The sequence below is a fragment of the Nostoc flagelliforme FACHB-838 genome, assembly GCF_014698065.1.
Taxonomy (GTDB): domain Bacteria; phylum Cyanobacteriota; class Cyanobacteriia; order Cyanobacteriales; family Nostocaceae; genus Nostoc; species Nostoc flagelliforme_B.
The window spans coordinates 45,985-72,917 of the sequence record NZ_JACJSI010000026.1; the positions used below are offsets into that span (position 1 = coordinate 45,985).

Annotated in this window: 27 protein-coding genes and 1 tRNA gene; 16 read left to right on the forward strand and 12 right to left on the reverse strand. The window is 41.4% G+C overall.

Features of this window, described 5'->3' with window-relative positions:
• Nucleotides 1-68: 68 nt before the first annotated feature.
• On the forward strand, nucleotides 69-1,625 hold the full coding sequence (locus tag H6G97_RS15200; protein ID WP_190941535.1) for a M23 family metallopeptidase: 1,557 nt from the start codon (nucleotides 69-71) through the stop codon (nucleotides 1,623-1,625).
• A 125-nt stretch (nucleotides 1,626-1,750) separates the two neighbouring features.
• On the opposite strand, the gene H6G97_RS15205 is transcribed toward H6G97_RS15200, so the two are convergent.
• Complete coding sequence (locus tag H6G97_RS15205) at nucleotides 1,751-2,428, reverse strand: riboflavin synthase (RefSeq protein WP_190941537.1); 678 nt, start codon at nucleotides 2,426-2,428, stop codon at nucleotides 1,751-1,753.
• Nucleotides 2,429-2,768: 340 nt separating this feature from the next.
• On the opposite strand from H6G97_RS15205, the gene H6G97_RS15210 reads away from it, so the two are divergent.
• The 4 genes from H6G97_RS15210 (at nucleotide 2,769) to H6G97_RS15225 (ending at nucleotide 7,291) form a co-directional block, all read left to right on the forward strand.
• Nucleotides 2,769-3,266 carry a bifunctional nuclease family protein gene (locus tag H6G97_RS15210; protein WP_190941539.1) on the forward strand — a complete coding sequence of 166 codons (498 nt, stop codon included), beginning with the start codon at nucleotides 2,769-2,771 and terminating at the stop codon, nucleotides 3,264-3,266.
• Between the two features lie 138 nt (nucleotides 3,267-3,404).
• Nucleotides 3,405-4,535, forward strand: coding sequence for an aldo/keto reductase (locus H6G97_RS15215; RefSeq protein WP_190941541.1), 1,131 nt, complete (start codon nucleotides 3,405-3,407; stop codon nucleotides 4,533-4,535).
• 158 nt (nucleotides 4,536-4,693) lie between these two features.
• A complete protein-coding gene (locus H6G97_RS15220; protein ID WP_190941607.1) occupies nucleotides 4,694-6,502 on the forward strand; it encodes an ATP-binding cassette domain-containing protein in 1,809 nt (602 codons plus the stop codon).
• Nucleotides 6,503-6,673: 171 nt separating this feature from the next.
• Nucleotides 6,674-7,291, forward strand: coding sequence for a Uma2 family endonuclease (locus tag H6G97_RS15225; protein ID WP_190941543.1), 618 nt, complete (start codon nucleotides 6,674-6,676; stop codon nucleotides 7,289-7,291).
• Nucleotides 7,292-7,328: 37 nt separating this feature from the next.
• Here H6G97_RS15225 and H6G97_RS15230 read toward each other — a convergent pair whose 3' ends face one another.
• Nucleotides 7,329-7,559, reverse strand: coding sequence for a type II toxin-antitoxin system HicB family antitoxin (locus H6G97_RS15230; protein WP_190941544.1), 231 nt, complete (start codon nucleotides 7,557-7,559; stop codon nucleotides 7,329-7,331).
• On the reverse strand, nucleotides 7,559-7,771 hold the full coding sequence (locus H6G97_RS15235) for a type II toxin-antitoxin system HicA family toxin (RefSeq protein WP_190941546.1): 213 nt from the start codon (nucleotides 7,769-7,771) through the stop codon (nucleotides 7,559-7,561). Before H6G97_RS15235 ends, H6G97_RS15230 begins: the two co-directional genes overlap by 1 nt.
• An 88-nt stretch (nucleotides 7,772-7,859) precedes the next feature.
• Between H6G97_RS15235 and H6G97_RS15240 the strand changes: the two genes are divergently transcribed.
• Entirely contained in the window at nucleotides 7,860-8,570 is a 711-nt protein-coding gene (locus H6G97_RS15240) for a hypothetical protein (protein ID WP_190941548.1), read from the forward strand.
• 90 nt (nucleotides 8,571-8,660) lie between these two features.
• Here H6G97_RS15240 and H6G97_RS15245 read toward each other — a convergent pair whose 3' ends face one another.
• Entirely contained in the window at nucleotides 8,661-9,182 is a 522-nt protein-coding gene (locus tag H6G97_RS15245) for a GNAT family N-acetyltransferase (RefSeq protein ID WP_190941550.1), read from the reverse strand.
• The gene (locus H6G97_RS15250) at nucleotides 9,172-9,456 is read right to left on the reverse strand and encodes a type II toxin-antitoxin system TacA family antitoxin (RefSeq protein WP_190941552.1); all 285 of its coding nucleotides are present in this window, start codon (nucleotides 9,454-9,456) and stop codon (nucleotides 9,172-9,174) included. Before H6G97_RS15250 ends, H6G97_RS15245 begins: the two co-directional genes overlap by 11 nt.
• Nucleotides 9,457-9,745: 289 nt before the next feature.
• On the opposite strand from H6G97_RS15250, the gene rsfS reads away from it, so the two are divergent.
• The 5 genes from rsfS (at nucleotide 9,746) to H6G97_RS15275 (ending at nucleotide 13,435) form a co-directional block, all read left to right on the forward strand.
• Nucleotides 9,746-10,204 (forward strand): ribosome silencing factor, encoded by a 459-nt coding sequence (gene rsfS / locus H6G97_RS15255; RefSeq protein ID WP_190941554.1) that lies wholly within the window; start codon nucleotides 9,746-9,748, stop codon nucleotides 10,202-10,204.
• Nucleotides 10,201-10,701: a CGLD27 family protein gene (locus H6G97_RS15260; RefSeq protein WP_190941556.1), complete on the forward strand. Its 501-nt coding sequence runs from the start codon at nucleotides 10,201-10,203 to the stop codon at nucleotides 10,699-10,701. Before rsfS ends, H6G97_RS15260 begins: the two co-directional genes overlap by 4 nt.
• Before the next feature lie 94 nt (nucleotides 10,702-10,795).
• Nucleotides 10,796-11,749, forward strand: coding sequence for an asparaginase (locus tag H6G97_RS15265; RefSeq protein WP_190941558.1), 954 nt, complete (start codon nucleotides 10,796-10,798; stop codon nucleotides 11,747-11,749).
• Between the two features lie 46 nt (nucleotides 11,750-11,795).
• Nucleotides 11,796-11,872 (forward strand) — tRNA-Met (locus H6G97_RS15270).
• A gap of 105 nt (nucleotides 11,873-11,977) precedes the next feature.
• On the forward strand, nucleotides 11,978-13,435 hold the full coding sequence (locus H6G97_RS15275; protein WP_190941560.1) for a YcjF family protein: 1,458 nt from the start codon (nucleotides 11,978-11,980) through the stop codon (nucleotides 13,433-13,435).
• A 284-nt stretch (nucleotides 13,436-13,719) separates the two neighbouring features.
• Here the strand turns inward: H6G97_RS15275 and H6G97_RS15280 are convergent, their stop codons facing one another.
• The gene (locus tag H6G97_RS15280) at nucleotides 13,720-14,769 is read right to left on the reverse strand and encodes an anti-sigma factor antagonist (protein WP_190941562.1); all 1,050 of its coding nucleotides are present in this window, start codon (nucleotides 14,767-14,769) and stop codon (nucleotides 13,720-13,722) included.
• 199 nt (nucleotides 14,770-14,968) lie between these two features.
• Here H6G97_RS15280 and H6G97_RS15285 point away from each other — a divergent pair, with 199 nt between their 5' ends.
• Entirely contained in the window at nucleotides 14,969-15,766 is a 798-nt protein-coding gene (locus H6G97_RS15285; protein WP_190941564.1) for a 7-carboxy-7-deazaguanine synthase QueE, read from the forward strand.
• Between the two features lie 259 nt (nucleotides 15,767-16,025).
• Here H6G97_RS15285 and H6G97_RS15290 read toward each other — a convergent pair whose 3' ends face one another.
• A complete protein-coding gene (locus H6G97_RS15290) occupies nucleotides 16,026-16,310 on the reverse strand; it encodes a DUF427 domain-containing protein (RefSeq protein WP_190941566.1) in 285 nt (94 codons plus the stop codon).
• 271 nt (nucleotides 16,311-16,581) lie between these two features.
• On the opposite strand from H6G97_RS15290, the gene H6G97_RS15295 reads away from it, so the two are divergent.
• Entirely contained in the window at nucleotides 16,582-16,797 is a 216-nt protein-coding gene (locus tag H6G97_RS15295; RefSeq protein WP_190941568.1) for a hypothetical protein, read from the forward strand.
• A 7-nt stretch (nucleotides 16,798-16,804) separates the two neighbouring features.
• Complete coding sequence (locus H6G97_RS15300; protein ID WP_190941569.1) at nucleotides 16,805-17,230, forward strand: type II toxin-antitoxin system VapC family toxin; 426 nt, start codon at nucleotides 16,805-16,807, stop codon at nucleotides 17,228-17,230.
• Nucleotides 17,231-17,539: 309 nt separating this feature from the next.
• Here the strand turns inward: H6G97_RS15300 and H6G97_RS15305 are convergent, their stop codons facing one another.
• The gene (locus tag H6G97_RS15305) at nucleotides 17,540-17,908 is read right to left on the reverse strand and encodes a hypothetical protein (RefSeq protein WP_190941571.1); all 369 of its coding nucleotides are present in this window, start codon (nucleotides 17,906-17,908) and stop codon (nucleotides 17,540-17,542) included.
• Between the two features lie 355 nt (nucleotides 17,909-18,263).
• Between H6G97_RS15305 and H6G97_RS15310 the strand changes: the two genes are divergently transcribed.
• Complete coding sequence (locus H6G97_RS15310) at nucleotides 18,264-19,421, forward strand: extracellular solute-binding protein (RefSeq protein ID WP_190941573.1); 1,158 nt, start codon at nucleotides 18,264-18,266, stop codon at nucleotides 19,419-19,421.
• Between the two features lie 47 nt (nucleotides 19,422-19,468).
• Here H6G97_RS15310 and H6G97_RS15315 read toward each other — a convergent pair whose 3' ends face one another.
• The 4 genes from H6G97_RS15315 to H6G97_RS15330 form a co-directional block, all read right to left on the reverse strand.
• On the reverse strand, nucleotides 19,469-20,014 hold the full coding sequence (locus H6G97_RS15315; RefSeq protein ID WP_242054939.1) for a hypothetical protein: 546 nt from the start codon (nucleotides 20,012-20,014) through the stop codon (nucleotides 19,469-19,471).
• Nucleotides 20,015-20,082: 68 nt separating this feature from the next.
• Complete coding sequence (locus H6G97_RS15320; RefSeq protein ID WP_190941575.1) at nucleotides 20,083-20,856, reverse strand: class I SAM-dependent methyltransferase; 774 nt, start codon at nucleotides 20,854-20,856, stop codon at nucleotides 20,083-20,085.
• Between the two features lie 61 nt (nucleotides 20,857-20,917).
• The gene (locus H6G97_RS15325) at nucleotides 20,918-23,515 is read right to left on the reverse strand and encodes a U32 family peptidase (protein WP_190941577.1); all 2,598 of its coding nucleotides are present in this window, start codon (nucleotides 23,513-23,515) and stop codon (nucleotides 20,918-20,920) included.
• 442 nt (nucleotides 23,516-23,957) lie between these two features.
• Entirely contained in the window at nucleotides 23,958-25,229 is a 1,272-nt protein-coding gene (locus tag H6G97_RS15330) for a glycosyltransferase family 4 protein (RefSeq protein WP_190941579.1), read from the reverse strand.
• Nucleotides 25,230-25,599: 370 nt separating this feature from the next.
• On the opposite strand from H6G97_RS15330, the gene H6G97_RS15335 reads away from it, so the two are divergent.
• Nucleotides 25,600-26,775 carry a DNA cytosine methyltransferase gene (locus H6G97_RS15335; protein WP_190941581.1) on the forward strand — a complete coding sequence of 392 codons (1,176 nt, stop codon included), beginning with the start codon at nucleotides 25,600-25,602 and terminating at the stop codon, nucleotides 26,773-26,775.
• Nucleotides 26,776-26,933: the final 158 nt, after the last annotated feature.

Genomic DNA, 26,933 nt, shown 5'->3' on the forward strand with positions numbered 1-26,933 from the left:
CGCTCTTTGGGCAAGACAAACCACTAGCATCATCTCTTTAGGCTAATTACACACAACTGAGAGAAAAAATGACGCAGCGCAATAATTCTGCCCATCATCGTTTGCATTACTTATGGCAGCAAGGTCTTACGAAAAAACGTTTTGCTTCAACGCTACCAGCTCAGAGCCTCTGTTGGCTGAGTAGCTTCAGCCTCCTTAGCGGCGGCTTTGTGTTTGCTCAAACAGAAACACAAATAGACAATATCGTTCCCACAGTTGAAAGTTCTCAGCCAACAGCAGTTACAAATCCAGTTAAAAGACAGGTTGTTGCGCCCGAAGCAGCGTCAGCGCAACCGGAATTTTCCCAACGGCGAACCAGACTCAGAAAGAGATTAAGCAAGCCAGAGGTTGCTCAATCAAAAGAGCCAGTTAGGCAGTCTACACCCAAAATCGAAGTTGCTGAACCTGTTGTTATTATTAGACAGTCTAAGCCCAAGGTAGAAGCCTCCCAGGTTACTCCTACACGGGTAAGACAGGAAAAACCCAATACCCCTGCCCGCTCCTTACCTGAAAAACTCCCAGAGGTTGCTCAACCATCAAATAATTCGAATAGCCCTGTCAGGGCAACGGCGGGGAAAATCAAGGATTATAATAACGCCTATATTGATCCTAATAGTTATGACAGTGGTGCTACAGGTACTTATCAAGCACCAAATTCCGTAATTCTCACAGAACGTTCCAGTGGTTGTAGAGCCATCTTACCTTCAGGGCAAAGCGTATTAGGTGGTGTTTGCGCCAAAGTACCCCAAAGGAGTGTAGCTGATTCTAATGGTAAACCAGCACCTAATTGGCTCAGAAGAAGTCAAAATGCACAATTACCAGTAGTTTCACCCGTGCGCCAGGTTGCAACTACTGGCAACACCAGCAGATGGCGTGCTGCTCAAAGTGGTTCTAATGGTGTCACCAAGAGCGCATTTCGCCCGAATCGCTTTATCCCAAGTCCCGGCGAGTTCAGCCCCACAAGAGTGAGCGCAACTCCCATCGCACCGAGTGGCGGAACTTTACCTCCACCAATGGCAGATGGCAACATTGCACCCCGTCCCAGCAACGTAGCTTACGACTTCTCGCTAGCATCAGTATTGCCGCAAATCCCCTACACGGGGAGAGTCGCCTATAGTGGTACGGGAATGATGTATCCCCTGTCTATTCCCGCTTCCATCACTTCTGTATTTGGTTGGCGAGTTCATCCAATAACAGGTAATCAACGCTTCCATGCTGGTACAGACATAGGTGCGCCTACAGGTACGCCAGTTTTGGCAGCTGCTGCTGGTCAAGTAGAAACTGCTAACTGGTTGGGCGGTTATGGTTTAACCGTTACCCTGAATCACAAATCGGCTCAACAAACCCTCTACGCTCACATGTCAGAAATCTTTGTTCAACCCGGTCAGTGGGTAGAACCTGGAACTGTCATCGGTCGAGTTGGCAGTACCGGCAACTCTACAGGCCCCCACCTGCACTTTGAAGTCCGTCATCTGTCACCAAACGGGTGGGTTGCTACTGACCCAGGTGTACATTTACAAAGCGGTCTGAGTCAGTTAGTACTAGGCTTACAAACTACTCAGGTAAGCCAAAAACCAGGTAGCTAGAAGAAGTTGAGGGGCAGGGGGAGCAGAGCAAGTAGGGGGAGTAGAGGGAGTAGGGGGAGAATAACTAATGCTCCATACCCCATTTTTAATACCCTACTCACCACTCTCTACTCCCCATTCCTAAATTACAAATACCCGTGTTCTGCTAGGAATGCGGGTGTAATGCCATCTATACTATTGTCATCAAGGGTGGTGTGGGGATTGTTAGAGTAAAGAAATTTTTCCACGTATTTGCCGAGAATATCCCCTTCTAGATTTACCCAACTGCCAGAAACCAGATAGCGAAGATTTGTCTCGTTGTATGTGAGGGGAATTACCGCCACCTTGAATTGAGAGAGTTCTGGCTCATAAGCGGCTACTGTGAGGCTGATGCCATTGACAGCTATGCTACCTTTAGGGACAATGTACCGTGCGATCGCCTCGGATGCAATAAAGGTCATTTCCCAAGAACTAGCCGTTTGTTCTGCCACTAGCAATCGACCGATGCCGTCTACATGACCCATCACAAAATGACCACCAACTTTACTGCCTACCTTCAGCGACGCTTCTAAATTGACATATCTCTGTTGCGTTTGCTCACCGCCGAGAGTTGTGCGACGTAGAGTTTCCGGTGAAGCAGTGGCAATAAACCCGTCTTTTAAAACTTTTTCTACTGTCAGGCAAACGCCATCTACAGCAACACTGTCACCATAAGCCAAATCTTGCATAATTACTTCACCCGACTGGCTTTCACAAGTAATTTGCCAATAATCACCCCCTAAGGGTTCCATCGTTCCTAATGCTTGGATTAATCCTGTAAACACGGCTTTTTTGTCAAACTATCTCTATTTATTGCCTAATTTTGGCTGAAGTCAATTGGTAATTGTCACAGAAATCTTGAGCGTCCAAGTATATTTTCTGACTTTTTTTCGTATAGGAATATTAACACATTAGCATCCTTCACAAGGCATACTTGGGTAAGAAGGTTATTGTCTAAGAAGACTAGTTTGACTTACTCTGGTTTTCACCACAAGTTCGGAGTTTAATAGAAGCAATTATAGAGAACGAATGCTTATGTTTATTCCTGTCGCCAAACCGCCTAAAAAGGGGTATTATTTGTTACACGGCATCCAAGGCTCTCGAAGCATTGTAGAGGCTTAGGCAATGATTGAAATGAAAGTCGCTGGCATAGCATTAGATGCCATAACCCGCAGCCCAATCGTACTTTTGAAAGATTCTTCAGATCGACGGGCTTTGCCAATTTACATTGGTCAGGAACAGGCTAGGGCAATTATGGGTGCGCTGGAGAATCAGAAGCCTCCCAGACCCTTAACTCACGACCTGATTGTGAATATTCTAGAGACTTGGAACATGACTTTAGAAAAGGTAATTATTCATTCCCTGCAAAAGGATACATTTTATGCAGCTTTAATTGTCCAGCAAGGCGAAGTCAAAAAAGAAATTGACGCGCGTCCTAGCGATGCGATCGCTATTGCTCTCCGTACAAATACCCCCATCTGGGTAATGGAAGAAGTGATTGCCGATGCTTCTATCCCTGTTGACCGCGATGCAGATGAAGCCGAACAGCAAGCCTTCCGTGAATTTATTTCCAATCTCCGTCCTGAAGATTTGATCAAGCGCTTTGATAATAGCGATAGTTAAAAAAGTTATGAGTTATAAGTTATGAGTTAGGAGTGATTTTGCTTCAACTCTTAACTACTAAGCAAAAAAGCTAGGAGTTATGAGTTATAAATTACTTTTTTCAACTCTTAACTTCTAACTCCTAACTCTTTGTTAAAGATGCAATACCGACGCTTTGGAAAAACGAATCTCTACCTCTCAGTTTTTTCTCTGGGAACAATGCGCTACTTGGCTGATTCTGAAAATGCTCACCAAATCATTGAACAAGCCTTAGCACTAGGAATTAATCATTTAGAAACTGCCAGAGGTTACGGTAAAAGCGAGGAGTATCTTGGTAGGGCGTTAAAAGCTGGGTTGTCAGTACCCCGAACGAGGCTTTATGTCACTACCAAAATCTCAGCCACAGCAGATGCTGATACCATGCGTCGGTGCATCGACGAATCCCTAGAACGATTACAGGTAGATTATTTAGATTGCTTAGGTATTCATGGTTTGAACACTTGGCAACATTTAGAGTGGGTACAAGCCAAAAATGGCTGTATGCAAGCTGTGAAGGAAGCTGTTGCTGATGGTCGAGTCCGACACGTTGGTTTTTCTACCCACGGGTCATTAGAGCTAATTCAGGCTGCAATTAATACAGATTTTTTTGAATTTATCAATCTGCATTATTATTATTTTTTTCAACGGCACGCACCAGCGATTCAACTAGCTGCCGAAAAGGACATGGGTATTTTCATTATTTCCCCTGCTGATAAGGGAGGACGCCTCTACACGCCACCTCAGACTCTAAAAGACCTGTGTTATCCGTATTTACCCTTGGAATTAAACTATAGATTTTTACTTTCTGACAACCGTATTAATACTTTGAGTATAGGCCCAGCAAACCCAGATGAATTAATAGAACCTTTGCGAATCGCTGACCGTGATGGAGAGTTAACATCAGCAGAAATTGCTGCTTTTCAGAAATTAAAAAATCATCAAAAAGTTGTTTTAAAAACTGATAAGTGTAGCCAGTGTTATGCTTGTTTGCCCTGTCCAGAAAATATCAATATTCCAGAGATATTACGGTTACGTAATCTCACTGTGGCATACGATATGAAAGATTACGGCCAATATCGTTATGGAATGTTTGAAAATGCTGGTCACTGGTTCCCTGGCATGAAAGGCAATCGGTGTACAGAATGCGGTGACTGTTTGCCTCGGTGTCCAGAAAAGTTAGATATTCCAACTTTATTGAAAGATGCTCACCAAAAATTAAGTGGGAAAGCAGGTCGGAGATTGTGGGGATAAAAATATAAACAGGAGTCAGAATTCAGAATATCCGTCTCATAATTCTGAGTTATGACTTATTTCTTGGTAAAATTTATAAAGATTTAATAGAGTCAGGAAGATCCGCCCAAGGTGGGGTATGTCGTCCAAAAAAAGATGAAGATTAAAAAAAAAGAAATATCCTGCGCCAATCACTGACGGTTTTCCGTTACAGTGGACGGGCTGTCAGCTTAGTATGGACTACTAGCCGATCGCTTACTATTCTTCTGGCGAGTTTAACAATAGTTGCTGGTCTTTTACCGGCGGCGATATCTTACATCAGTAAGTTAATTGTGGATGCAGTGGTACTTGCCTCTCAAGTTAACTCAGAGAGCAATGGTTTTGTCAATATTTATCCTTCCCTATCTTATGTAGGATTAGAAGCGATCGCTGTAATTTTACTAGCAGGCAGTCAACGAGGAATTACAATTTGTCAGTCGTTATTGCGGGCGCTAATGGGTCAGCGAGTGAATGTACTCATCTTAGAAAAAGCGCTGACACTCGATCTTAGGCAGTTTGAAGACTCAGAATTTTATGACAAATTGACCAATGCCCGACGAGAAGCATCAGTTCGTCCGCTTTCCTTAGTAAACCGCACCTTTGGGTTAGTGCAAAATGCTCTTTCCCTGTTCACATACGGTATTTTGCTAGTAAATTTCTCAGGTTGGGCAGTAGTGGTGCTGATTTTGGCAGCTATGCCTGTATTTATTGCTGAAACAAAGTTTGCTGGAGAAGGCTTTCGCTTGTTTAGTTGGCGTGCGGCAGAAACTCGTCAACAGCACTACTTAGAAAATCTGCTAGCAAGAGAAGATTTCGTTACAGAAGTCAAACTCTATCAGCTGGGAAAAATGCTGCTAGGACGTTACCGCAACCTGTTTGAGCAACTATATGGCGAAGACCGTGATTTGACTCTGCGGCGAGGGTTGTGGGGGTATCTCCTAGGTTTAGTTAGTACTGGGGCTTTTTACCTAGCTTATGCTTGGATTGTACTCGAAACAGTGCGAGGTAAGATTTCTTTGGGAGATATGACAATGTATCTCACTGTGTTTCGCCAAGGACAGTCTACTTTTTCTAATGCCCTCACTTCTATTGGAGGGATGTATGAGGATAACCTATATCTATCAAATCTCTATGATTTTCTAGAAGAGGAAGTACCAAAGTCTTGGGGTAAGGCAACCATTGGGTTAAATCCTCAAGATGGTATCCGTTTTGAAAACGTATCATTTACTTATCCAGGAAGTTCCAAGCCAGCGTTGACAAACATTTCGCTGCATTTGAAACCGAGAGAAAAACTGGCAATTGTCGGTGAAAACGGTTCTGGTAAAACTACCTTAATCAAATTACTTACCCGACTCTACACCCCTGACTCTGGGCGAATTTTCTTAGATGGCTTGGACTTGCAGGAATGGGATGTAGATGTGCTGCGGCGTCGGATTGGTGTGATTTTTCAGAACTTTGTCCGCTACCAATTCACTGTGGGCGAGAATATTGGCGTGGGTGATGTAGAACATCTCGAAAACAAAACCCGTTGGCAAACTGCTGCTGAAAAAGGCATGGCCCAATCTTTTATTGACCAATTACCCCAAAGCTTCCAGACTCAGCTTGGTCGTTGGTTTAAGGGAGGACAGGAACTTTCGGGGGGACAGTGGCAAAAAATTGCTCTCTCTCGTGCTTTTATGCGATCACAAGCAGATATCTTGGTGTTAGATGAACCAACATCAGCAATAGATGCCCAAGCTGAGTTTGAGATTTTCAATCATTTTCGTACTGTTACTAAAAATCAGATGGTACTTTTGATTTCCCATCGCTTCTCGACGGTACGGATGGCTGACAAAATTCTAGTTATAGAAAACGGGGAAGTTATAGAACAAGGAACTCACGAAGAATTATTAAAGGTAGGAGGACGTTATGCCAAGTTGTTTCTATTACAAGCAGCCGGTTATCAATAGGAAAGGAAGCTAGTAATCTTTGTTAATTGAGATAGCGATGCCTACGGCGAGCTACGCCTACGCTCACTTTGTACAAAGCACATAGTACCTCTATCAAACCATGTTAACCTGTTCGGTAAATATGGGTCACTAGACGCTCCGTATCGTTAAACATTGCTACCTGATAAAATTATGCAAATAACAAAACAGCGATACTATACCCCAGAGGAATATTTAGAGCTAGAAGAAGCTGCTGACTACAAAAGTGAATACATTGATGGGCAAATAATTCCTATGGCAGGTGGGACAGTAAATCATAATCAGATAGCACTCAACTTAAGTACTGAGTTAAATTTCGCTTTTAAAAAGCAGAACTACCGGGTTTTTATGAGTGATGTTCGTCTGTGGATACCTCAAAAGCTTACCTACACCTATCCCGATGTGATGATTCTGGCGGATGAACCGGAATATTTCAACAACCGGAGCGATATAATTATCAACCCACAGATCATTATTGAGGTTTTATCAAAATCAACCAAAGGCTACGATCGCGAAGATAAATTTCAGGCTTATCGAACTATTTCAACTTTCCAAGAATATTTATTAATTGACCAAACACGGATTCATGTAGATCAATTTTCCAAAACCGGGAAAAAGCAATGGGCGCTTCGTGAATATGATGAAGAAGATGAAGCGATCGCACTTGTAACTGTACCCTTTGAGATTTCTCTACAGGATTTATACAACAAAGTTAAGTTTGAGCCTGTTGAGTCGGAAGGGGAAAGTGCTGATGTTGAAGAATTGGGCTAAGGTGCGACCCTACTTGTGCAGAGTATCTTAAAAAGACTTAAGCCACTTTTAATGGTTTCTGAGGGAAAGTAATTGGCTCTGGTAGAGGTTTTCTTTGCTCTTCATACCATTCAATCAGAGATTCAATCACTTCATGTCCATGTTTAGCGGCTTCTTCATAAGTCTTACCATGAGTGTGGAATTGCTGCCAAGGGAATTCCGGTAAGTGTACTAAGTAGCAATTATCCTCATCTGACCATTGAATTACCATACTGTAGCGATCGTTCATTATTCCTCCTCTATTTTTTCTAATTGTTTCAAAACACGATTGACTTGCTTTTCCAAGTATTGGGGTGCATCATCTCCATCTTTTCCCGCAATCGTAACTGGTTCGTCAGGTATCAATGGATGAGTCCAGAAGGTATGACTACCTTTAGCAGGACGATAGACAAACCCAGCCTTCAACAAAATTGATTTTAACTCTCTGATTTTTTTGGGCATTTACCCTAAATTTAAACAACTGTGTTATTATCTCATTAGTATAAATGTACTATATAAATAAAATATAAATTACTAAATAGTAGAGTTTATGAATCAAAACACAGATAAATTTATTTTTCCTGAGAAAGGGTTTTACCTTGTAGTTGATAAAGTTGCCGAAACAGATTATTTCCTCGATATGTTGAAAAACAAACAAGACAGCTACCAAGAATTTAAGTATATATTTAGTGCGTTCGTTTCGGCTGCAAGAAGTATTACTTTCTGTCTGCAAGCTGTCATGTCTAAATACCCTGGTTTTAATGAATGGTATCCTCAACAGCAAGAGAAATTAAAAAGTAGTAATCTTGCTAAATATTTTGTGGAGTTAAGAAATCAAGTTCAGAAGACAGGAACCATTCCTATTACTCACAGTGGTTTCTTTGGAGGACAACCTCTTGAGATTGTCTATTCTTATAGATTTGAATTTACAAAAGATTTAAATGTAAAAGACATTCCTGATGGTGAAGTGCTTCCACTTTGTCATAACTATTTTACTGAAGTTTTAGAAATTATTTGCAAATGCTATCGAAAATGTGACGTTTATGTTGATCCTAGAATAATTTTCACTGTGAAAGGGCTTGAAAAACTTGGATGGTCAATCGAAGATTTGGAGGAAGCATTAGGCTTTCCTAGAGGTTACACAGATATAGAAGATTGGCCTGAAGATAATAGGACTGAGATAAGACTTCAAGTTTTAAGTAGGTATGGTAGTGATGAAGAACTAGAATACTTTTTAAGTAAGTACAAGATCACAGGATAAGCTAATTAGCTAATGCTACTTAGCACTCTCCAAATCTGATGAAAAGCGATCGCTCTTTTCACAGTAACCTTTAAAATTTATATAGCTCTGTTAACTAAACTCTCTAACTATCGTTGCTATCGGCAAAAATAATGAGATATCATTATCTTGAAAAGGAATAAACTCATACTTGAGATAAAATTCTTTTGCTTGCAAATCGATAGCATCAACTCTCACGATGTCTATACCAATTTCTTGAGAAGCACGAACAGCACGATAGAAAGCATCAGCTAATAATTCACCTCCCAAACCTTGTCCTTTAATCGAGTTATCTACAGCTAATCTCCCAATCAGCATTGCTGGAATCGGATAGGCAGGCATTCTACGATTATAGGATTCCGGTAATGATTCATACTTAATAACGCTGGCACTGACAGTATAATAGCCATCAATCTTCAAGCTACCTGATGCCGAAATTGCTACAAATGTTTTAGCAATTCCTTTATTATGATTTTGCCATGCATATTTTTTAAGATAATCATTCAAAATTGCATAACCGCAATCAAAAGAATCTCTTTGATACTTTTTATCAATTGGTACGAAATTCCATCTTGCCTCGCTATCACTTGTCATACTTCTGTCTATATTCGTGAATAGCAGATTGGAGTTTTCCCTTCAGTTCTGGCGGGTTTTCCATTGCTGACATAAACAAATCTCTATCAAGATTAGACAGCACCAGCCTTTCATTTGCATCTATATCTTGCTTGGCAAGTGGCAAAAGATGAAAAAGTGTATAAGCACTCAAAGAAATTCCTTTGAGACTTGCAGCCCGTTCTAATAGTTCTTTTTGCTCTTGGGTGACTCGTAAATCGATACGGCAATCTTTTGCAGATGATGTTTCTGACATGGTTAATTCCCACCTTTAGCTAAGTCTCTATTTACAGCATAGCTAATATTATTGGACAATGTACACACAAGGGAATATACATCCTTCTTGTAGCTGTGCGCCCTTAACCGTGTGCTGCTAATTGCTGGTGTCAAAAACTAAATAGTCAATTATCAAACCAGCCCCATAGACACCCGTTTTTTTGTTAGTATTCAAAAAAACCTATTGACACATTTGTCAGATCAATTGTTTGTTATTTGTAAGTAAATGTAAACAATTGTTTCAAAAGGAAGAAAGCACCTGAGGTTTAATGACTGATTATTTCCAAGGAAATTTCCCATTACAATCTGTCCCACTGACGAAGAGTGTGGTAAAAAGCCATGCTCAAACCGAAGAGGCCAGCGGAAAATTAGCTGCAACGATCGCAGAAGCGGCATCAGATCGCAAAGCAGGTGAGATTTTATTGCTCAAAGTGGCAGAGGTATCTTACCTAGCGGATTACTTTGTGATGATGACAGGCTATTCTAAGGTACAGGTCAGGGCGATCGCTCAAGCAATTGAAGGAAAAGTCGAAACTGAACTGCAACGCCGTCCCTTAAGGACAGAAGGAAAAGTCGAGGGAAGTTGGGTACTACAAGACTACGGTGATGTGATCGTTCACATCATGATGCCCAAAGAACGAGAGTTTTATAATTTAGAAGCGTTCTGGATTCATGCAGAGCGTATTTCCCTTCCAGAATCTGATGAGGGTGAGGGTAAGCCAACATGATTAGGTCTTCGGTTTCAAACTGCCCAGTTCCTACAGACCAACAACCGCTCAATGAGTACGAAGAGTTAAAAGCTTCCTGGCTGTTTCGTGATGCCACTTTAGATTGGCGCGAGTATATCACGAAACTTGCTTGGATTTGGGGTTTATCTTGGCTCTTTGCAGGGCCTATTGCTGCGGCAAGTTTTCCCCCTCACAAGTATATTGCACATTTTATACTCTGTGGTGCAGCAGGAGCCAGTGTCGGCTTAGTGCTGATACTGGTAAGATTGTACTTAGGCTGGTTCTACGTGTGCGATCGCCTTTGCAGTCCCACAGTATTTTATGAAGAGTCAGGCTGGTACGACGGCCAAACTTGGACAAAGCCACAAGAAATCCTCAACCGCGATCGCTTAATTGTCTCATACGAAATCAAACCCATTCTGCGGCGGTTACAATTTACCTTCGCTGGCTTGGCGGGAATGTACGTTACTGGTACTATAGTCTGGCATTTGTTTTAAAGAGTCATTAGTCATTGGTCATTAGTCATTAGCTAAGGACTAATGATTAATGACCAATGACTAATTAATTAAAAAAGGTGATAAATATAAACCCATGACAATGGGAAAACGAACTCAAGCCACAGCACTGGAAGTCCGGTTGCTGCGGGAAGGTATTATTGAATCCAGGCATATAGTCCAAGCTGTTGTCTGCGACGACCGAGGACGGGTTCTAACCGTTGCCGGAAATTCTGAAACTGCTGCATTTATCCGTTCAGCGCTCAAACCATTTCAGGCACTTGCTGTCACCACAACAGGTACACTGGAACGCTATAACCTCAGCGATCGGGATTTAGCAATTATTACAAGTTCCCATAAAGGAAGAATAGATCAAGTCCGACAGGTATTTAACATCCTTTGGCGAGCTGATCTCGACCCGACTATACTCCAGTGTCCAATTCCTGATGATAAGCGCAGTCCTCTGGAATACAATTGCTCTGGCAAACACGCGGGAATGTTAGCCGTTTGTCAGCAACGCCATTGGCCCTTGAATAACTACTTGGATCGTAAGCACCCAATACAGCAGTTAATTTTGGGCAAAGTAGCAGAGTTGCTGCGAATGCCAGCAGCAGAATTTATCAGCGCTCATGATGACTGTGGCGCACCAACTTATCTGATGCAACTTGGGCACATGGCATCTTTGTATGCACTATTAGCCTCTAGTACCAACTTAGATATGGAGCGCATTGTCCGTGCTATGACTCATCACCCCGCGATGGTAGCAGGAGATGGAGAATTTGATACGGAACTGATGCGCTTAACTCCAGGGGAACTGGTCAGTAAAACTGGTGCCGAAGGAGTGCAGTGCATTGGTAGACTCGGTGAAGGCTTGGGATTAGCAATCAAAGTCATGGATGGGGCAAAACGAGCAAAATATGCCGTTGCGATTCACTTACTTCAGCAGATGGGTTGGATTAGTCCTAGTGCCGCCGAAAGCCTTTCAGAAAAGTTTGTCACCTTAGGAAAATACAAGCGTTTAGAAGTAATTGGAGAATTATCATTTTTGTAGTTGCCAAACTCTTGACTATAGGTTATGATAAAAAGGTCAAGAGCGACGCGGGATAGAGCAGCCTGGTAGCTCGTCGGGCTCATAACCCGAAGGTCAGTGGTTCAAATCCACTTCCCGCCACCAAATAAAAAATAAGATAAAAACCCTGCAATCTTTACTGATTGCAGGGTTTTTATCTTATTTTGATCTATTCTGGAAGAAATAGCCATCTAAAAGGCGCGGAGAATCATGGTTGTGAAGTTGCAGCGACCAATTTTAGTGGGAGGATTGGGACTGTCCTTTTCTCTGTGGATGTTACAAAGTTGGCACGATTCTATAGTGCAGGTGAGTGAGTTTGGTTTGTTGAGTGCCTTAGCTGTAGGCGGTGGTTTGTGGTTATTCCAACAAAATCGCCCGAAAGACAGTTTGGAGCAGCTAAATGGTATGGTTATGGATCGGGCGACTGTAGAAAGTGCGATTGCTAAAACTGAAACTGTAATTAACCAACTGGCACAAGAAGCACAAAATCATCCGGCATTACAGACACTCAGAGAAGAAGTTGCCCAATTGTTGTTGGAATTAGACAGACAAAAAATTAAAGTTGCTGTGACTGGCGGTAAATCCGTAGGTAAAAGCACTTTAATTGAAGTGCTAAAACAAAATTTAGAGACACGAAATTTGGTGTCTCTAGAAGAAACAGCACCTTTGTTTAGAGAAATGGGTGAAAATTCAGATACAGCTATTTTGGCAGAAGTAGCAAAATCTGATTTTGTTCTGTTCCTGACAAATGGTGATTTAACAGATTCAGAATTTCAAACCTTACAGCAGCTAAAAGCAGCAAATCAGCCCACAATCCTGGTTTTCAACAAACAAGACCAGTATTTAGCCGATGAAAGCGCCAGCATCTTGCTGTCATTGAAACAGCGAATGCAGGGAAATGTAGTTGCAACTGCGGCTTCTCCCATTGCCATCAAAGTCCGAAAGCATCAAGCTGATGGTTCTATGCAAGAGTGGATGGAACAACCAGCAGCAGATATCCAGCAGTTGACGCAGCAGTTGGATGAAGTTTTGGTACAGCAGGGACAACGGCTAGTTTGGGTAACAACCATGAGAAAAGCCGGGTTGTTGAAAGCTGAGGCGAAAAACTGGTTGAATGGAACCAGACGCGATCGCGCCACCCCAATTATTGAACAATATCAGTGGATAGGTGCTGCTGCTGCCTTTGCTAACCCAGTCCCAGTCCTTGACATCCTTGCAACTGCGGCAATTAATGCTCAAATGGTAATGGATTTGGGTAATATTTATCAGCAAAAATTTTCCCTAGAACAGGCGCAAACTGTAGCTGGAACAATGGGAAGTTTGATGCTGAAACTCGGTTTAGTTGAACTTTCTACAAAGGCGATTAGTACTGTTCTTAAAAGTAATGCTGTTACTTTCGTTGCTGGTGGCGTAGTCCAGGGAGTAAGTGCAGCTTATCTGACTAGAGTCGCAGGGTTAAGTTTAATTGAATATTTCCAACAACAGGAAATAGCAATAGATTCTGGCAATAATTTGAATTTGGAGAATTTGCGGCAAACTTTGCAAAAGGTATTTCAGCAAAATCAGCAGATTGGTTTTTTGCAGGGGTTTGTCAAGCAAGGTATGAAGCGTTTATTGCCAGAAGCGCAGCAGGTTGAAGTAGTTGGTGTTCAGAAGACTGTGGGATAATCTCATATACAGGATTACCAAATTTTCAATTTTGGATTTTGGATTGAGTGATTCAAAATCCAAAATTAAAACTTGGTTTCAAGCTTCCAATTTTAACCGAGGATCAAAAATAAATATCTTTGTTTCAAGAAAGATGATTAATCAATGTGGTTAATCCAAAATCGAAACTTGGGTGATGCTGTAAGTAAAACTAAAATACACCCAAGCCTAAAATAGGCTTGGGTGTATTGAAGAATATGGTGAGAGTTGGGAGTTACCAAAAAATTGTGAATAAGGGTAGTTAGCTAAACAGCACCACTGTTTCTATTAAACAGAATAGCTATAGTTTTGAAAATTAGCTTTAAATCGTACACCAAACTCCAATTTTTTTGATATTGCAAATCCAGGCGAATTACATCTTCAAAACTGCGGACTGTAGAACGTCCGTTTACTTGCCATTCGCCAGTCATACCGGGTTTGACATCTAAACGTTGCCATTCTGGTACTTCGTAGCGTTCTACTTCATCGGGCGTGGGTGGTCGAGTACCGACTAAACTCATCTCTCCTTTGAGGACATTCCAAAATTGAGGTAACTCATCAAGACTAGTTCGTCGTAAAAAGCGCCCGATCTTAGTAATTCTGGGGTCATTCTCATTTTTGAAAAACGCACCTTGTACTTGGTTTTTAACTTGGGATTTTTTTGCTTCCGCATCCACACACATAGAGCGGAATTTCCAAATCTTAAACCGTTTCCCCATCCAACCACAACGGATTTGGCTAAAGAAAATGGGGCCGGGATCATTAATTTGAATAGCGATCGCAATCGGAATAAATAAAACTCCTGTAATTAATAAACCGACTATTGATCCCACAATGTCTAATAACCGTTTCATCCAAGATGCTATAGAAGGGTGAGTAGTGGGTAAATGCTCGACTTTACGAGAAGTTGTCTTCCGATTATCTACTAAGTCATCTTGTTCTATTAACGACCCATCCTCCACAGGCTCTAAGGGAAAAACCTGATCTAATCCGGTGAGTTTTAGAACTGCCATTACTTGAGGTGTTACATTCCGCAGTGTTAATGTAATCCCATTTGTTTGAGCATATTTAAAATTACTAACTAAAGCACCTAAACCACTACTATCCATAAAAGTAGTTTGGTGAAAATCAATGATGATTTGCTTGAGATTTGAATTGGGCTGGATTAAGCCTTGGCAGGCTTGCTTAAAGCCTAAAGCCTCTAGCACGCTCAAGCGCGTTGGCACCTGCACTATAGCCGTGTCGTTTAGGGAATTAACTGGAAAATCGACCTCTGTCGGTTGGCTAGTCATGAAGCTCTGCACTTTCGTTGCCATGTATAATGTAATATGCTAAAGATTATTTTGTCCTAGAAAATTACCTAACCTAAATATTGGAATCAGTAGTAATAAGGACTAATCATTATTTACCGGGGCTGAGATTGGAGATCGTTAGCGACGATTCACAATAGAATAAGAAGCCAAAAAACATCCTTTCTGTTGTGCCGACGCAACGCGATCGCGTTGCTCTCATCAAATGATTGCTAAAAATACGGTTACACCCACCGCACGCCTGATTGAGGTCTTTTCTGCCATTCAAGGAGAAGGGCTGAATGTAGGAACACGCCAGATATTTATTCGTTTTGCTTTGTGTGATTTGCGCTGTAACTTTTGTGATAGTGCCCATACTTGGAATGCACCGGCTACTTGTCGGATAGAGCGATCGCCTGGATTGCGCGATTTTGAAATTCACTCTAACCCTGTCTCATTACCTATATTACTAGAATGGGTGGAACAGCAAAATCTACCTTGTCTACACGATAGCATTAGCTTAACTGGAGGCGAACCACTTCTTCATGCCCCATTTTTAACGCAGTTTCTACCCCAAGTGCGAGCCATAACTGGTCTACCTATATACTTAGAGACTGGTGGACATCGCTCAGAACAACTAGCGATGATTCTCCCCTACTTAGACTCTGTGGGCATGGATTTCAAATTGCCTAGTGTTAGCGGCGAAAATCATTGGCAAGAACATAGTAAATGTCTCCAGTTATGTCATGATTCATATTTAAATGTTTTTGTCAAGATAATTGTGTCTCAAAACACAGATCCCGCCGAGTTAGAACGTTCAGCTTCCTTGGTGGCAGAGGTTAGTCCAGATATCTCTGTATTTTTACAACCAGTTACGCCTTTGCCAGTATCAGAACAGTTTGCCCCAGTACCTATGCTTGCACCTTCGAGCGATCAAGTTTTGATGTGGCAAGCTTTGATGAAGGGGTTTCTCAAGTATGTGCGTGTGATACCCCAGACCCATAAAATGATAAACCAGCTGTAAAATTTGAGTTTGATAAAGATGTAGTCAAGAAAAAAGTAAGATTTTGTGAAATCGTAAAGCGTGGGTTCCTCCTGCCTCTTGAGGCTCTAAAATTCTTGTCTATTGTCGTCAAAACAGTGATGACAAAAACAGTTTAAATAAATTTGCAAATAGTTTAAATAATTAGCCCGTATAAGCGGGCTAATTATTTTATGGGCAAATAGTTGGACGTAATATCAACTATCTGAAACTAAAACACTTCGAGGAAGCTTTAGCCTTATTAAGCCTCGACTTTTACACCCTTCCAGAATGCGACATAGCCTTCAATATTCTTAGCCTTCTCCTTAGCGTTGGGATAATACCAAGCAGCATCTTTATTGATTTGCCCATCAACTTTGATACTGTAGTAACTGGCGACACCTTTCCAAGGACAAGTAGTATGGGTGTTACTTTCTGTGAAGTACTGTTTGTTAATGGTGTCAACAGGGAAATAATGGTTGCCTTCTACAACTACAGTATTATCACTCTCGGCTAAAACAGATCCATTCCAAATTGCTTTCGGCATAAATGACTTTGTAAAGAAACTATACACATAACATTTTGACACTATCAGCTTGTTTGTAGTGAATTTATGCAACCTGTGACGCACCTAAAAGAGTTCAGAAGGCACGAGTGAAATACTATGACTTATAGTCCTAAAAACCTTGTTAAGTGGGGCTTTCCTGATTATCATGTGGATGGGAATGCATTTATTGAGTTAGAGTTTTTGCGTCGTCTAGGCTACTCGTATCACCACAGCCAGCTTAGGATAGACTAAAAGTACTTTTTAACAGAAAATGGTAGAAAAAATTACAGCTGTGTTTAATGGCAAAGTGTTCTATCCAGCTGAACCGATCGCACTGCCAATCAATACCCGCGTGCGAATCAGTATTGAAATTTTACCGCCAAGTGAATATGAAACGGTATCATTTCTGCAAACGGCGCGATCGCTAAACCTAGATGGCCCACCTGACTGGTCTGCCAATATAGATAAATATTTGTACAGCAAGTGAATTTTTCATGGATTCTGAAGTCTTTCTTGATACATCATTTGCCATTGCTTTGTCTGCACCGAGCGATCGCTTGCATGACCGAGCCTTATATCTAGCTAAAATATTACAAGCATCAGAAACTCGTTTGGTGACAACACAGGCAGTAATGTTGGAAATTGGCAATGCTTTATCGCAACAACCTTATCGTCAGGCAGCAATCATATTATTAAATTCTCTAGTAGCAGACTCCAAAGTAGAAATTGTTCCCCTCTCACAGGAACTCTACGAGCGTGCTTTCGAGCTATATCGGGAACGAACAGAAAAAGAGTGGGGATTTGTCGATTGCGTGTCTTTTATTGTGATGCAATATAGTGGAATAACTGAAGCATTGACTGCTGATGAGCATTTTCAACAAGCAGGCTTTCGAGCATTGCTGCGAGAAAATTTGCCTTAAGGATTGTGCTTTGTGAATGAGGCATTTACAATGAACAAGTCACAACCCTGACGATTAATATCATGTCATTAAATTTGATTAGTTGATTTGCCACCAAAATGCTGTAGAGACGCGAGATTTCTCGTCTCTACAAGCAATCAAAATTAATAGGACAGACGACTACCGTCTCCTAACTCTGCTTATTTAAATTTGATGGCTGGATTATTGTTCATACCTAATTTATGCTTCTAAAGCAATTACCTAATATTGAACCTAAAGGCAAGCATTCCCTACCTCTAGGCATTTTTATTCTTTAAACTCAGGTTAAATTTAATGAATTCTCTCTCTAAGTAATTGTTCTTCTAAAGCCGCAATGCGATTGTATGCTGCTGTTAATTGTGCTGTCAGTCGTTGTATTTGAATTTCTGGTGTGATGTTATCCCCATTTTGACGATGCATATCTAGATAAATGCCATCTATCAAGACATCCTTGTGTTCCATTTCTGGATTTAAATTGTTACGTCTGAACTGGTAGCCACCAGCCGCGCCATTTTCCTGATAATTATCCTTTGCTTGTGTATTCGCTAAAGAACACTCTGAGAAAGCTTGAGTGACTTTACCATCAAGCTGCTCAATCACTTGGCAGAGGGCATCCAGTTTTTCGCTTAAAGTCAGGATTTGCTTCTGTAATGGCTCCATTTAATACCCTCAACCGTACATTTTCTATATGTTATTCAATTTACTCTCAACCTTAACTATACTTATGGATTATTTAAGTATTGATAATTTTTGGTGCAAATGTGACATTTAAATCATTACTTCTCAATATAAGAAAAATTTGGGCATAAGTACCACTAAGGAAATTTATGAAGATAAATTAATCTTTAGGTAGCAATTTGACCAAAAAATCGCTAATTTGAGTCAAATATTCAAATTATCGGTATTTTTAAGAGAAAATAACTATAATTTTCCAACTCTACTTTTTTAGCTAGTCAACCTCTGGTGAATCTCTGCTTAATATTAGGTATAATCCAAAATTTCAAATCCAAAATCAATGGATCGACGGTCTTTTTTACTAGGTACAAGCACACTGGCACTTTCACAACTGCTTTTTGGCTGTGGTGGAAACAACCAGAGACAACTAAAAGTACAGTTATTAAAAGGTTCTATACCTGGTCAGGTGGTTAATCAGTTCCACAAAAGTTTGCAGCAACAGGTGCAGTTAAAGTTTGCACCTGTTGAGCGGATACAGGATTTATTTCAGCAATTACAAAATTGGCAGCAGAAACCAAAAGCCAATGATGAGCAGGGATGGAGCCGCTTTATACCTTTTAGGCAAGGTCAAAAAGTGCCTGATTCAGACCTAGTTACATTAGGAGATTACTGGCTAAAAGCAGCCATTGAGCAAAAATTGATTCAACCACTCCAAGAAGTACAGGAAAACCAATTAAAGCAGTGGTCTGCTTTAAATGAAAGGTGGAAACAACTGGTAACACGCAACGAACAAGGTAATTTGGATACTCAAGGGAAAGTATGGGGTGCGCCTTACAGGTGGGGTAGCACAATGATTGTTTATAACCGTGACAAGTTAGAAAAATTGGGATGGGCACCCAAAGACTGGAGCGATTTGTGGCGAGATGGAGTACACCAGCACATTTCTCTGCTTAATCAACCACGAGAAGTTATTGGTTTAGTTCTAAAGAAGCTAGGAAAATCTTACAATACAGAGAATCTTGACCAAGTAGCAGATTTGGCAAAAGAATTACAGACATTAAACCAACAGGTGAAGTTTTACAGTTCCAATCACTACCTGGAACCTCTAATTATGGGAGACACTTGGCTAGCGGTTGGTTGGTCAAGCGATGTGCTGCAAGTTTTAGGACGTTATCCGCAACTTGCCGCAGTTATCCCCCAGTCAGGAACAGCAATCTGGGCAGATATGTGGGTACGTCCCGCAGGGATTACCGCGGGTACTTTATCAGATCAATGGATTGATTTTTGTTGGCAACCAAGCACAGCTAAACAAATTTCGGCACTGACCAAAAGTAATTCGCCAATTTCTACAAATATTACCGCTTCCGATATCCAAGAACCATTATGGAGCCTGTTAGAGAGCAATCACGCAGTTTTCGATAAAAGTGAATTTTTGCTCCCTTTACCGCCATCAGCAATAAAACAATACGAGTCTTTATTCGCCAGAATGAAAGTTTAATCGGGCATTGGGCATTAAAATTTTTCCATCTCCCCAGCCCCCAGTCCCTAGGAAGAACGCTGTAACCCTATCTTGTTCTTAATACTCGTTTGGATACTGCATAAAGCTGGACTTGTATTAAAGTTACAAGTGTAGGTTGCCAAAGGTTCTTTTTGATAGTTAAATACCCGGACATTGTAACCAAAGTTCCGTGCAGCACTACCCAAACGATTTACGAAGTCGTAGCGCTCTACATACTCTAGTAAGCTCCAAATTTGCTGATTCACGATCAAGTCTACTCGTGCAGGTTCTTTGTCAGAAGCTGGATATGCTATCCAATTATCTAATAGCTTTTTCTCAGAGTTTTGTTGTGCCCACCATAAACTAGGAACGGTTAATCCTTCTGGATGAATGGTGTTAGCTGTGATTACATAGTCTTTTGGCTTGGTCAATAAGTCTAGTTCTAAAGGCGCACTAGAGGGCGATGGGATTGGGGGCCTTTGCGCTAATGAGGGCGCGACTGGTAAAGCTGTGATAATGGTTAGTAGTAATGATAACGATATCTGGCGTTGGCGCAGCCCGCCGCAGGCATCGCACAATTTAGGTATACGCATAGCTGATACTAATTCGTAATTCGTAATTCGTAATTCGTAATTAAGGCAATAGCAAAAATTCGCATATTTTAAAGTTTGATGGCAACGATGCGAATTCTTCGATAGTCTGCTATCCAAGTTCCTTGTTGATACAGGGTTGGCTTGAGATATTCCTCCACGACGCGAATTACTTGTATTTGTTGCTCACCAGAAAGTCCTGCTAAAAAGGCACTAGCGAACATCTGAATCCAGTTTGCCATACCTGCTTCTCCCTCTGCTAAAGGAGTTGGACGAGCAAACAAAGTACTATAGATTACATCAAAGCCTTGGTGTTCTAGTAGGGTGGCGTACTCGCCGATACTAGGGAAATACCAAGGATTTAGGGCTTGTGCGGAGATATTAATTGCTTCTAAGGCGCGTTCTAAAGCTGTAGCGATCGCCTTTACATTTCCCTTGCCACCAAATTCTGCCACAAAACGCCCTCCGGGTTTTAGGGATTGATGTATGGAAGCAATCGCGCTATCTGCTTCTTTCACCCAATGTAATACAGCGTTGGAAAACACAACATCTAATGGCTTATCTACTTGAAAGTTTCCAGCATCAGCAATGTCAAAGCGGATATGGGGATAGTTTTGTCTTGCCTTTTCTATCATCGTGGATGCCTGATCAACTCCCATTACTTCAGCCCCACTTTGGGCAATTTTTTCTGTGAGTTGTCCAGTACCGCAGCCGATATCCAAAATCGATTCTCCTGGCTGAGGGTTGAGTAATTGCAACAAGTCCTCGCCATACCTCCAGACAAAGGCGTGTTTATCTTCGTACAGGGAAGTGTCCCAATTATTGCTTGTGGAAATATTATTCATAAATAATAATGATTATGCCCGTGCTGATTGTAATTACAAATTACAAACTATCAATTACGAATTACATTGACACTCCCATAGGGCCACGAGTTACTCCTAACTGATTTTGCAATTTCAACTCGCGCCATAATTGGGAACCTGTAATTTCGCCTTGCAATAGTTGGCGATAGCGATGTATCGTTTTATTCACTTGTTCTGGTGTTTCATTCACAAATTCGATGCGGAAGTTACCTAAACCCAGTTCTATAAGACGCTGTACGTACTCGGCTCCGGTTTGAGCAGTGCCGTTAAATACAGTATTACGGCAACCTACATCAGCTTTGAGGACGTGTTCGCTACCTACACGGTCTTTTAATTTCACTTCCTGCTTTTCACAAGGTCGTCCACAGTTTGTATAATCTGTACCCGTCGATAGAAAGGCACAAAATACGCAATGTTCCATGTGGAACATGGGTATGTGTTGATGGATTGTCACTTCAAACCATTGGGGTGGACAACTGGTGAGCAGGTCTTGCAGTTGGGTAATATTTAGGTCATAGGATGCCGTCAGCCTTTCTAAACCAAAGCGTTGCTGAAAGTAATCTGCTGTTAAAGGATTAGCAACGTTGAGTGAGAAATCTCCGATACAACGGTCTGCGGCAAAAAATTGTAGTTGATCATAGTTCCGCACCAGATAACCATCTGCGCCACAAGCACGTACTTGCTGCAAAATCCAGTTTTCTCCCGGCTTGGTAATTCGGGGTGGTGCAACCCAAATTGTAGGGAGTGGGGATTGTTGTCTTAGTTGGCGTACCATTTGCACCGCGTCTCGGTAGGCACGGGGATCTTCAAATTCACAGTACAGCGTTTCAACACCAGCTTTGAGCGCGGACTGGAGTTGCTTGAGGTTACGTACTAAGACGATGAGTGAAGGGGATAACGGAGATAAGGGAGATGAAGAGGGGAGTAAATCTTGGAAAGAAACATCAGAACGTAATTCCCAGCGTTTGGGTTGACTCCGCAATTCTTCTAATTGTGCCACCATTTCCCGGCGCATCCGGTTTAATTCACTTACGGGTAGCATGATAGCACCACTAAGATGGTTGGTTAGCGTTCCCAAAGAGAAGGGGGTGTTACCCAAACGACCGAATTGTTCTTGTAAACGGCCTGTATCGAGGGGTTTTGTGTGTGCTTCTTGGAGTGAAATTACAGATTCTACTTGTATAATATTGCCGAGTTGATCACGAGCGATCGCAATTAATGGTTGACCAACTTCTCCATAAATTTCTATATTAATGGGACGCTGAAATTGTGGGTTCTCGCCAGCAAAACTCTGACGCAGTTGCTTATCTAATTCTGGATCGCTGGTTTTCCAAATGCGATCGCCTATATGCACACGGCGCAGGTTCAAGTCATTTCGACCAAAGGTCAGTATAGTTTCTTTACCTTTAGGCATCACAGCATAAACCCGGCCGCCTTCTTCCTTCGCCTCTGGATGACCGCAGTCAAAGACAATTCCATCCCCTGGTTTTACAGGCGCTTCCAAATTGACTGTTACCTGTTCGTTATAAATGCGAGTGACTTCACCCAAATAAACCCCACGTTTTTTGCCAAAACGGGCGTGAACTAGTTCCTGATTATTAATCCCACCAAACCAGCCCGTGTAAAGTCCGCGAGAAAATGCCATTTCTAGGTTGTAGTGTTCTTGGTCTGTTTGACCTCTCCCACTCTTTGTTTCGGAGAGGGGAGCTTTTATTCCCCCTTCCCTACCAGAAAAGCGGGTTAGGGGGTTAGCTCTTTCCAATTCTGTCATCACCCCATCCAGGGCTTGCCGATAAACACGGGTGACATTAGCAACATACTCTGGAGCTTTCAAACGACCTTCAATCTTCAGACAGGTTACTCCTGATTTCACCAAATCAGGCAAAACATCCAACCCTGCTAAGTCTTGAGGACTGAGTAAATATTTGCGTTCTTTTAAATTTACAACTTGTCCGTCAGCGATTAACTCGTAGGGCATCCGGCAAGCTTGGGCACATTCACCTCGGTTAGCAGAACGCCCGCCTAAAGCCTCACTAGTCAAACACTGGCCAGAATATGCCACGCACAAAGCACCGTGAACAAAGACTTCCAATGGCAGCGAAGTTTCCTGTAGGGCAATCTGCTGCTGTATTTTATTGATTTCCTGAAGAGAACATTCACGCGCCAGCACTACTAATTGACAGCCGAGGGACTTAGCAAATTCCACCCCAGCCGCACTGGTGATTGTCATTTGGGTTGAAGCGTGGATGGGAAAATCGGGCGACAGGTGACGGATGAGAAGGCATATCCCCACATCTTGAACAATCACTGCATCCACACCTGCGGCAATAATTGTGCGGAGATATTGCTGCGCCTCTGCTAGTTCTTTGGGAAATATTAATGTGTTGACAGTGACATAACCCTTGACGCCCCGACGGTGCAAGAATTTCATCAATTGGGGTAAGTCTGCCTCGGTAAAATTTTGTGCCCGCATTCTCGCGTTAAACCGATCCAAACCAAAGTAAATCGCATCTGCCCCATTTTCCACAGCAGCTTTAGCACAGTCCCAATTACCTGCTGGCGCAAGTAGTTCAGGACGTTGAAGGGAGGGTTGGAAAGAAGAGCATGGGCGTAGCCCATCGGAGATATCGCTTTTCATTAGATTTGGGAAAGTTTAACTAGCACCATAGTGATTTTATCGAAGTTAATCACCCGATCTGTTCTCCGTTCCCTATCTCTACAAGTAATTTAAAAAATCAAATACTAGTCCCATATAGGACTTACGCAAAAACCCTCTCAAACTCTCATTCCTCCGTGTCCTCTGCGTTCTCTGTAGTTCGTTTTCCATTACCCGTGCGAAGTTCTACCATAGTTATGATCGCCCACAACTTGGGTTAATAGAATTAGCTACCCTCAAAATCTCCTGCTACCTATAATTAAGGGCTTCCAGTACGTAGGGGCACAAGGACTTTCACCCCTACAAATCTCCAAATAATTTGGGATAATTTATTTTTTGCAAGTCCCTTAAAGGCAGAAGACCAATTTTTATATATGGGATCTTATTGCAAATGCAGGTATAAAATATAAATTTATGGTAAAGATTAAACTTCTTGTTTCGTAATTATTGTGGACTGAATTGATCTGCGATCTGGCATCAATGAGTAACACAAGGACTCATACTGATTTAGAGCTTGCTCAAAAGCATAATGCTCAACGGCATATTGGCGACTTTTATAACCTAGAGTTTTGACTTTTTCGGGGTTTTGGTACAGATCTAAAATTGCCGTCGCTAAAGCTTGGGGATCTTCTGGAGGAACGATAACTCCGCCGCCACTTTGCCTGATAGCTCGTGCTGCTGTACCATTATCGGGAACAGAAGCAACTAAAGCCCTTCCACTGGCAAGTAGCACTTGAATTTTTGACGGCATATTGAAGGATACAATATTTTTCTTTTGCACCACTAAGCCCACATCCGCAGCTGCTAACATTTGTGGCAAAGATTTGCGGGGTTGAAACGGCAAGAGCAAAACATTATCTGCGCCGCAGTCTAGACATTCCTGTTGCAATCGCTGTAAACCTTTTGCCTCTCCAACGATGACAAAAACAATTTCTGGGATATGGCGCAACATAGAAGCAGCTTTGACGACGCTTTCTAAGCCTTGGGTTAGGGCAATGTTACCAGAATACAGCACTACAAATTTGCCATTCAGATTATGTGCTGCGCGGAAAGGGTTATTTTCTTTAGGCAAAGGGCGGATAAAATTTACATCAACCCAGTTGGGAATTTGCACAATTTTGTCAGCTTCTACGCCCTTAGATCGCAAATTGTCCACAAACCCATCGGCGATGACGCTAATTTTACTGGCAGTGTGGTAGGCAAATTTTTCTAAGACTGCAAATAACTTTATAAGCAATTTATTTTTTAGTAGACCGACATGGACAGCCGCTTCTGGTAATATATCTTGTAGATTTAAGATTACAGGACAAGCACGTAACCATCCTAAAAGAGCTACTGGTACACAGCTTGGCAAGGATGGCGATGTTGAAAGAATCACATCTGGACGCCAACCGATGAGAGCGGGCACAAAACTAGTGACAACGAAACTAGCATCTAGCAACACCCGATCCAATAGGTTGGGTTGTGGACGAATCCAAACGTAACTGCGTTGAATTTGAACGCCATTTTTGTATTCGGTGATATACCCCTTGCCCCGATATTCCTGGTAAATTTGACGCTCAGGGTAGTTGGGCATAGCAGTGACTACGCGCACCTGATGCCCACGTTTCACAAGTCCCTCTGCTAATTCTGTCATCAGTGGGGCAATACCAATTGGCTCTGGATAGTAGTTGTAGGAGTAAATTAAAATCCGCATAAAAATTAGTCCGAGTACCCGATTTTTTATTCAATGACAAATATCTGTCTTAAACATTATTTGGAGCTTGGCAACCCCTATATTTAATTGTGACCCCAGACTCCTTTTCTGTCAGGGATTTTCCTTAAAGATTGAGTGAACTTTGATATGAAATACTTAGAGTAATTGTGAATTTTTTTTTACTATTTAAGCTGTCTTCAAATTGTTCATTTTTGATTTAACCTACGTAGAAGACCTAAGTATATTAGGCTTTACCAACCCCTGAAACCAAATTAGGATACTTAGCATTAATTTTTTCTAGAAGGAATGACATAACAAATTTTAGTAATATCTGATATTAATAATACTTTTTTACAATACTAGTCATTCAATGAGCGATCGCCCTTGTATTTTCTCTTTTTTTGCTGGTTCAGGCTTTCTAGATTTAGGTTTTGAAACTAGCGGTTTTAATATTGTTTATGTGAATGAAATTTTTCCCCCATTCATCGCCGCATATCGCCATTCACGAGAAGTTCTGAAAATGCGGTCGCCTGAATATGGATATGATCACGGTGAAGCCGCAGACATTACAAAACTGATCGTCGGAACAGAAGCAGAACGTCTTCAAGAATTAGTCAAAGACTGCCGCAAATCTCATCATATAATTGGTTTCATCGGCGGGCCTCCCTGTCCTGATTTTTCTATTGGTGGGAAAAATAGGGGACGTTTAGGAGATAATGGTAAACTTTCCGCTTCTTATGTTGAATTAATTTGTCGCAATCTTCCAGATTTCTTTTTATTTGAGAATGTTAAGGGGTTGTGGAAAACGACAAAGCACCGTTTATTTTTTGAATCGCTCAAGCACCAATTAGTGGAAGCAGGTTATATATTAACTGAGCGGTTAATTAATGCTATCGAATATGGTGTACCCCAGGATAGACAAAGAATTATCTTAATTGGTTTCAAAAATAATTTTCTTCAGGAAATGAAAATCACCTTTGATAAAAAATTACTCTCTGAAGAAACTTTCCCTTGGAATAATTATATTTTATATCCTCAAGAAAAAGTTTTTGCTTACCCCTGGTGCAGGTGTAAACCATTTAAAGAAAATTCTCTAATACCTTGTCCTGATGGTATACCTGAAGAACTGACAGTTGAATACTGGTTTAGAAAAAATAATGTTCTGAAGCATCCCAATGCTGAACACTATTTTCGACCAAGGGCAGCTATTACCAAATTCGCTGCTGTTCAAGAAGGAGATAATTCCAGAAAGTCTTTCAAACGTCTGCATAGATGGCGTTACTCTCCAACAGCTTGCTATGGAAATAATGAAGTACATTTACATCCTTACAAAATTAGGCGGATTTCTGTAGCAGAAGCTTTGGCTATCCAATCTTTGCCTGCAAATTTTGAACTTCCAGAGAATATGTCACTTACAAATATGTTTAAAACTATTGGTAACGGTGTCCCATATTTGGCATCCAAAGCGTTAGCTAAAACTATTCTTAACTTCTTAACAACTAGTGTGAAAAACACTGTTGATATTTCTAGGGTTAGTACTACTTAAGGTTAACTTAAATACCTACAGTAGTAGCAAGACATCTGTAAAGCCGATATTCAAGACAATTGAGCAGCTTCTTTTCAGGATAAACTCGTAATAAATGTGGTTTAATATATATATAAGAAATGTTTTAATTTTTTATAAAGTTTAATAATCAATAACTG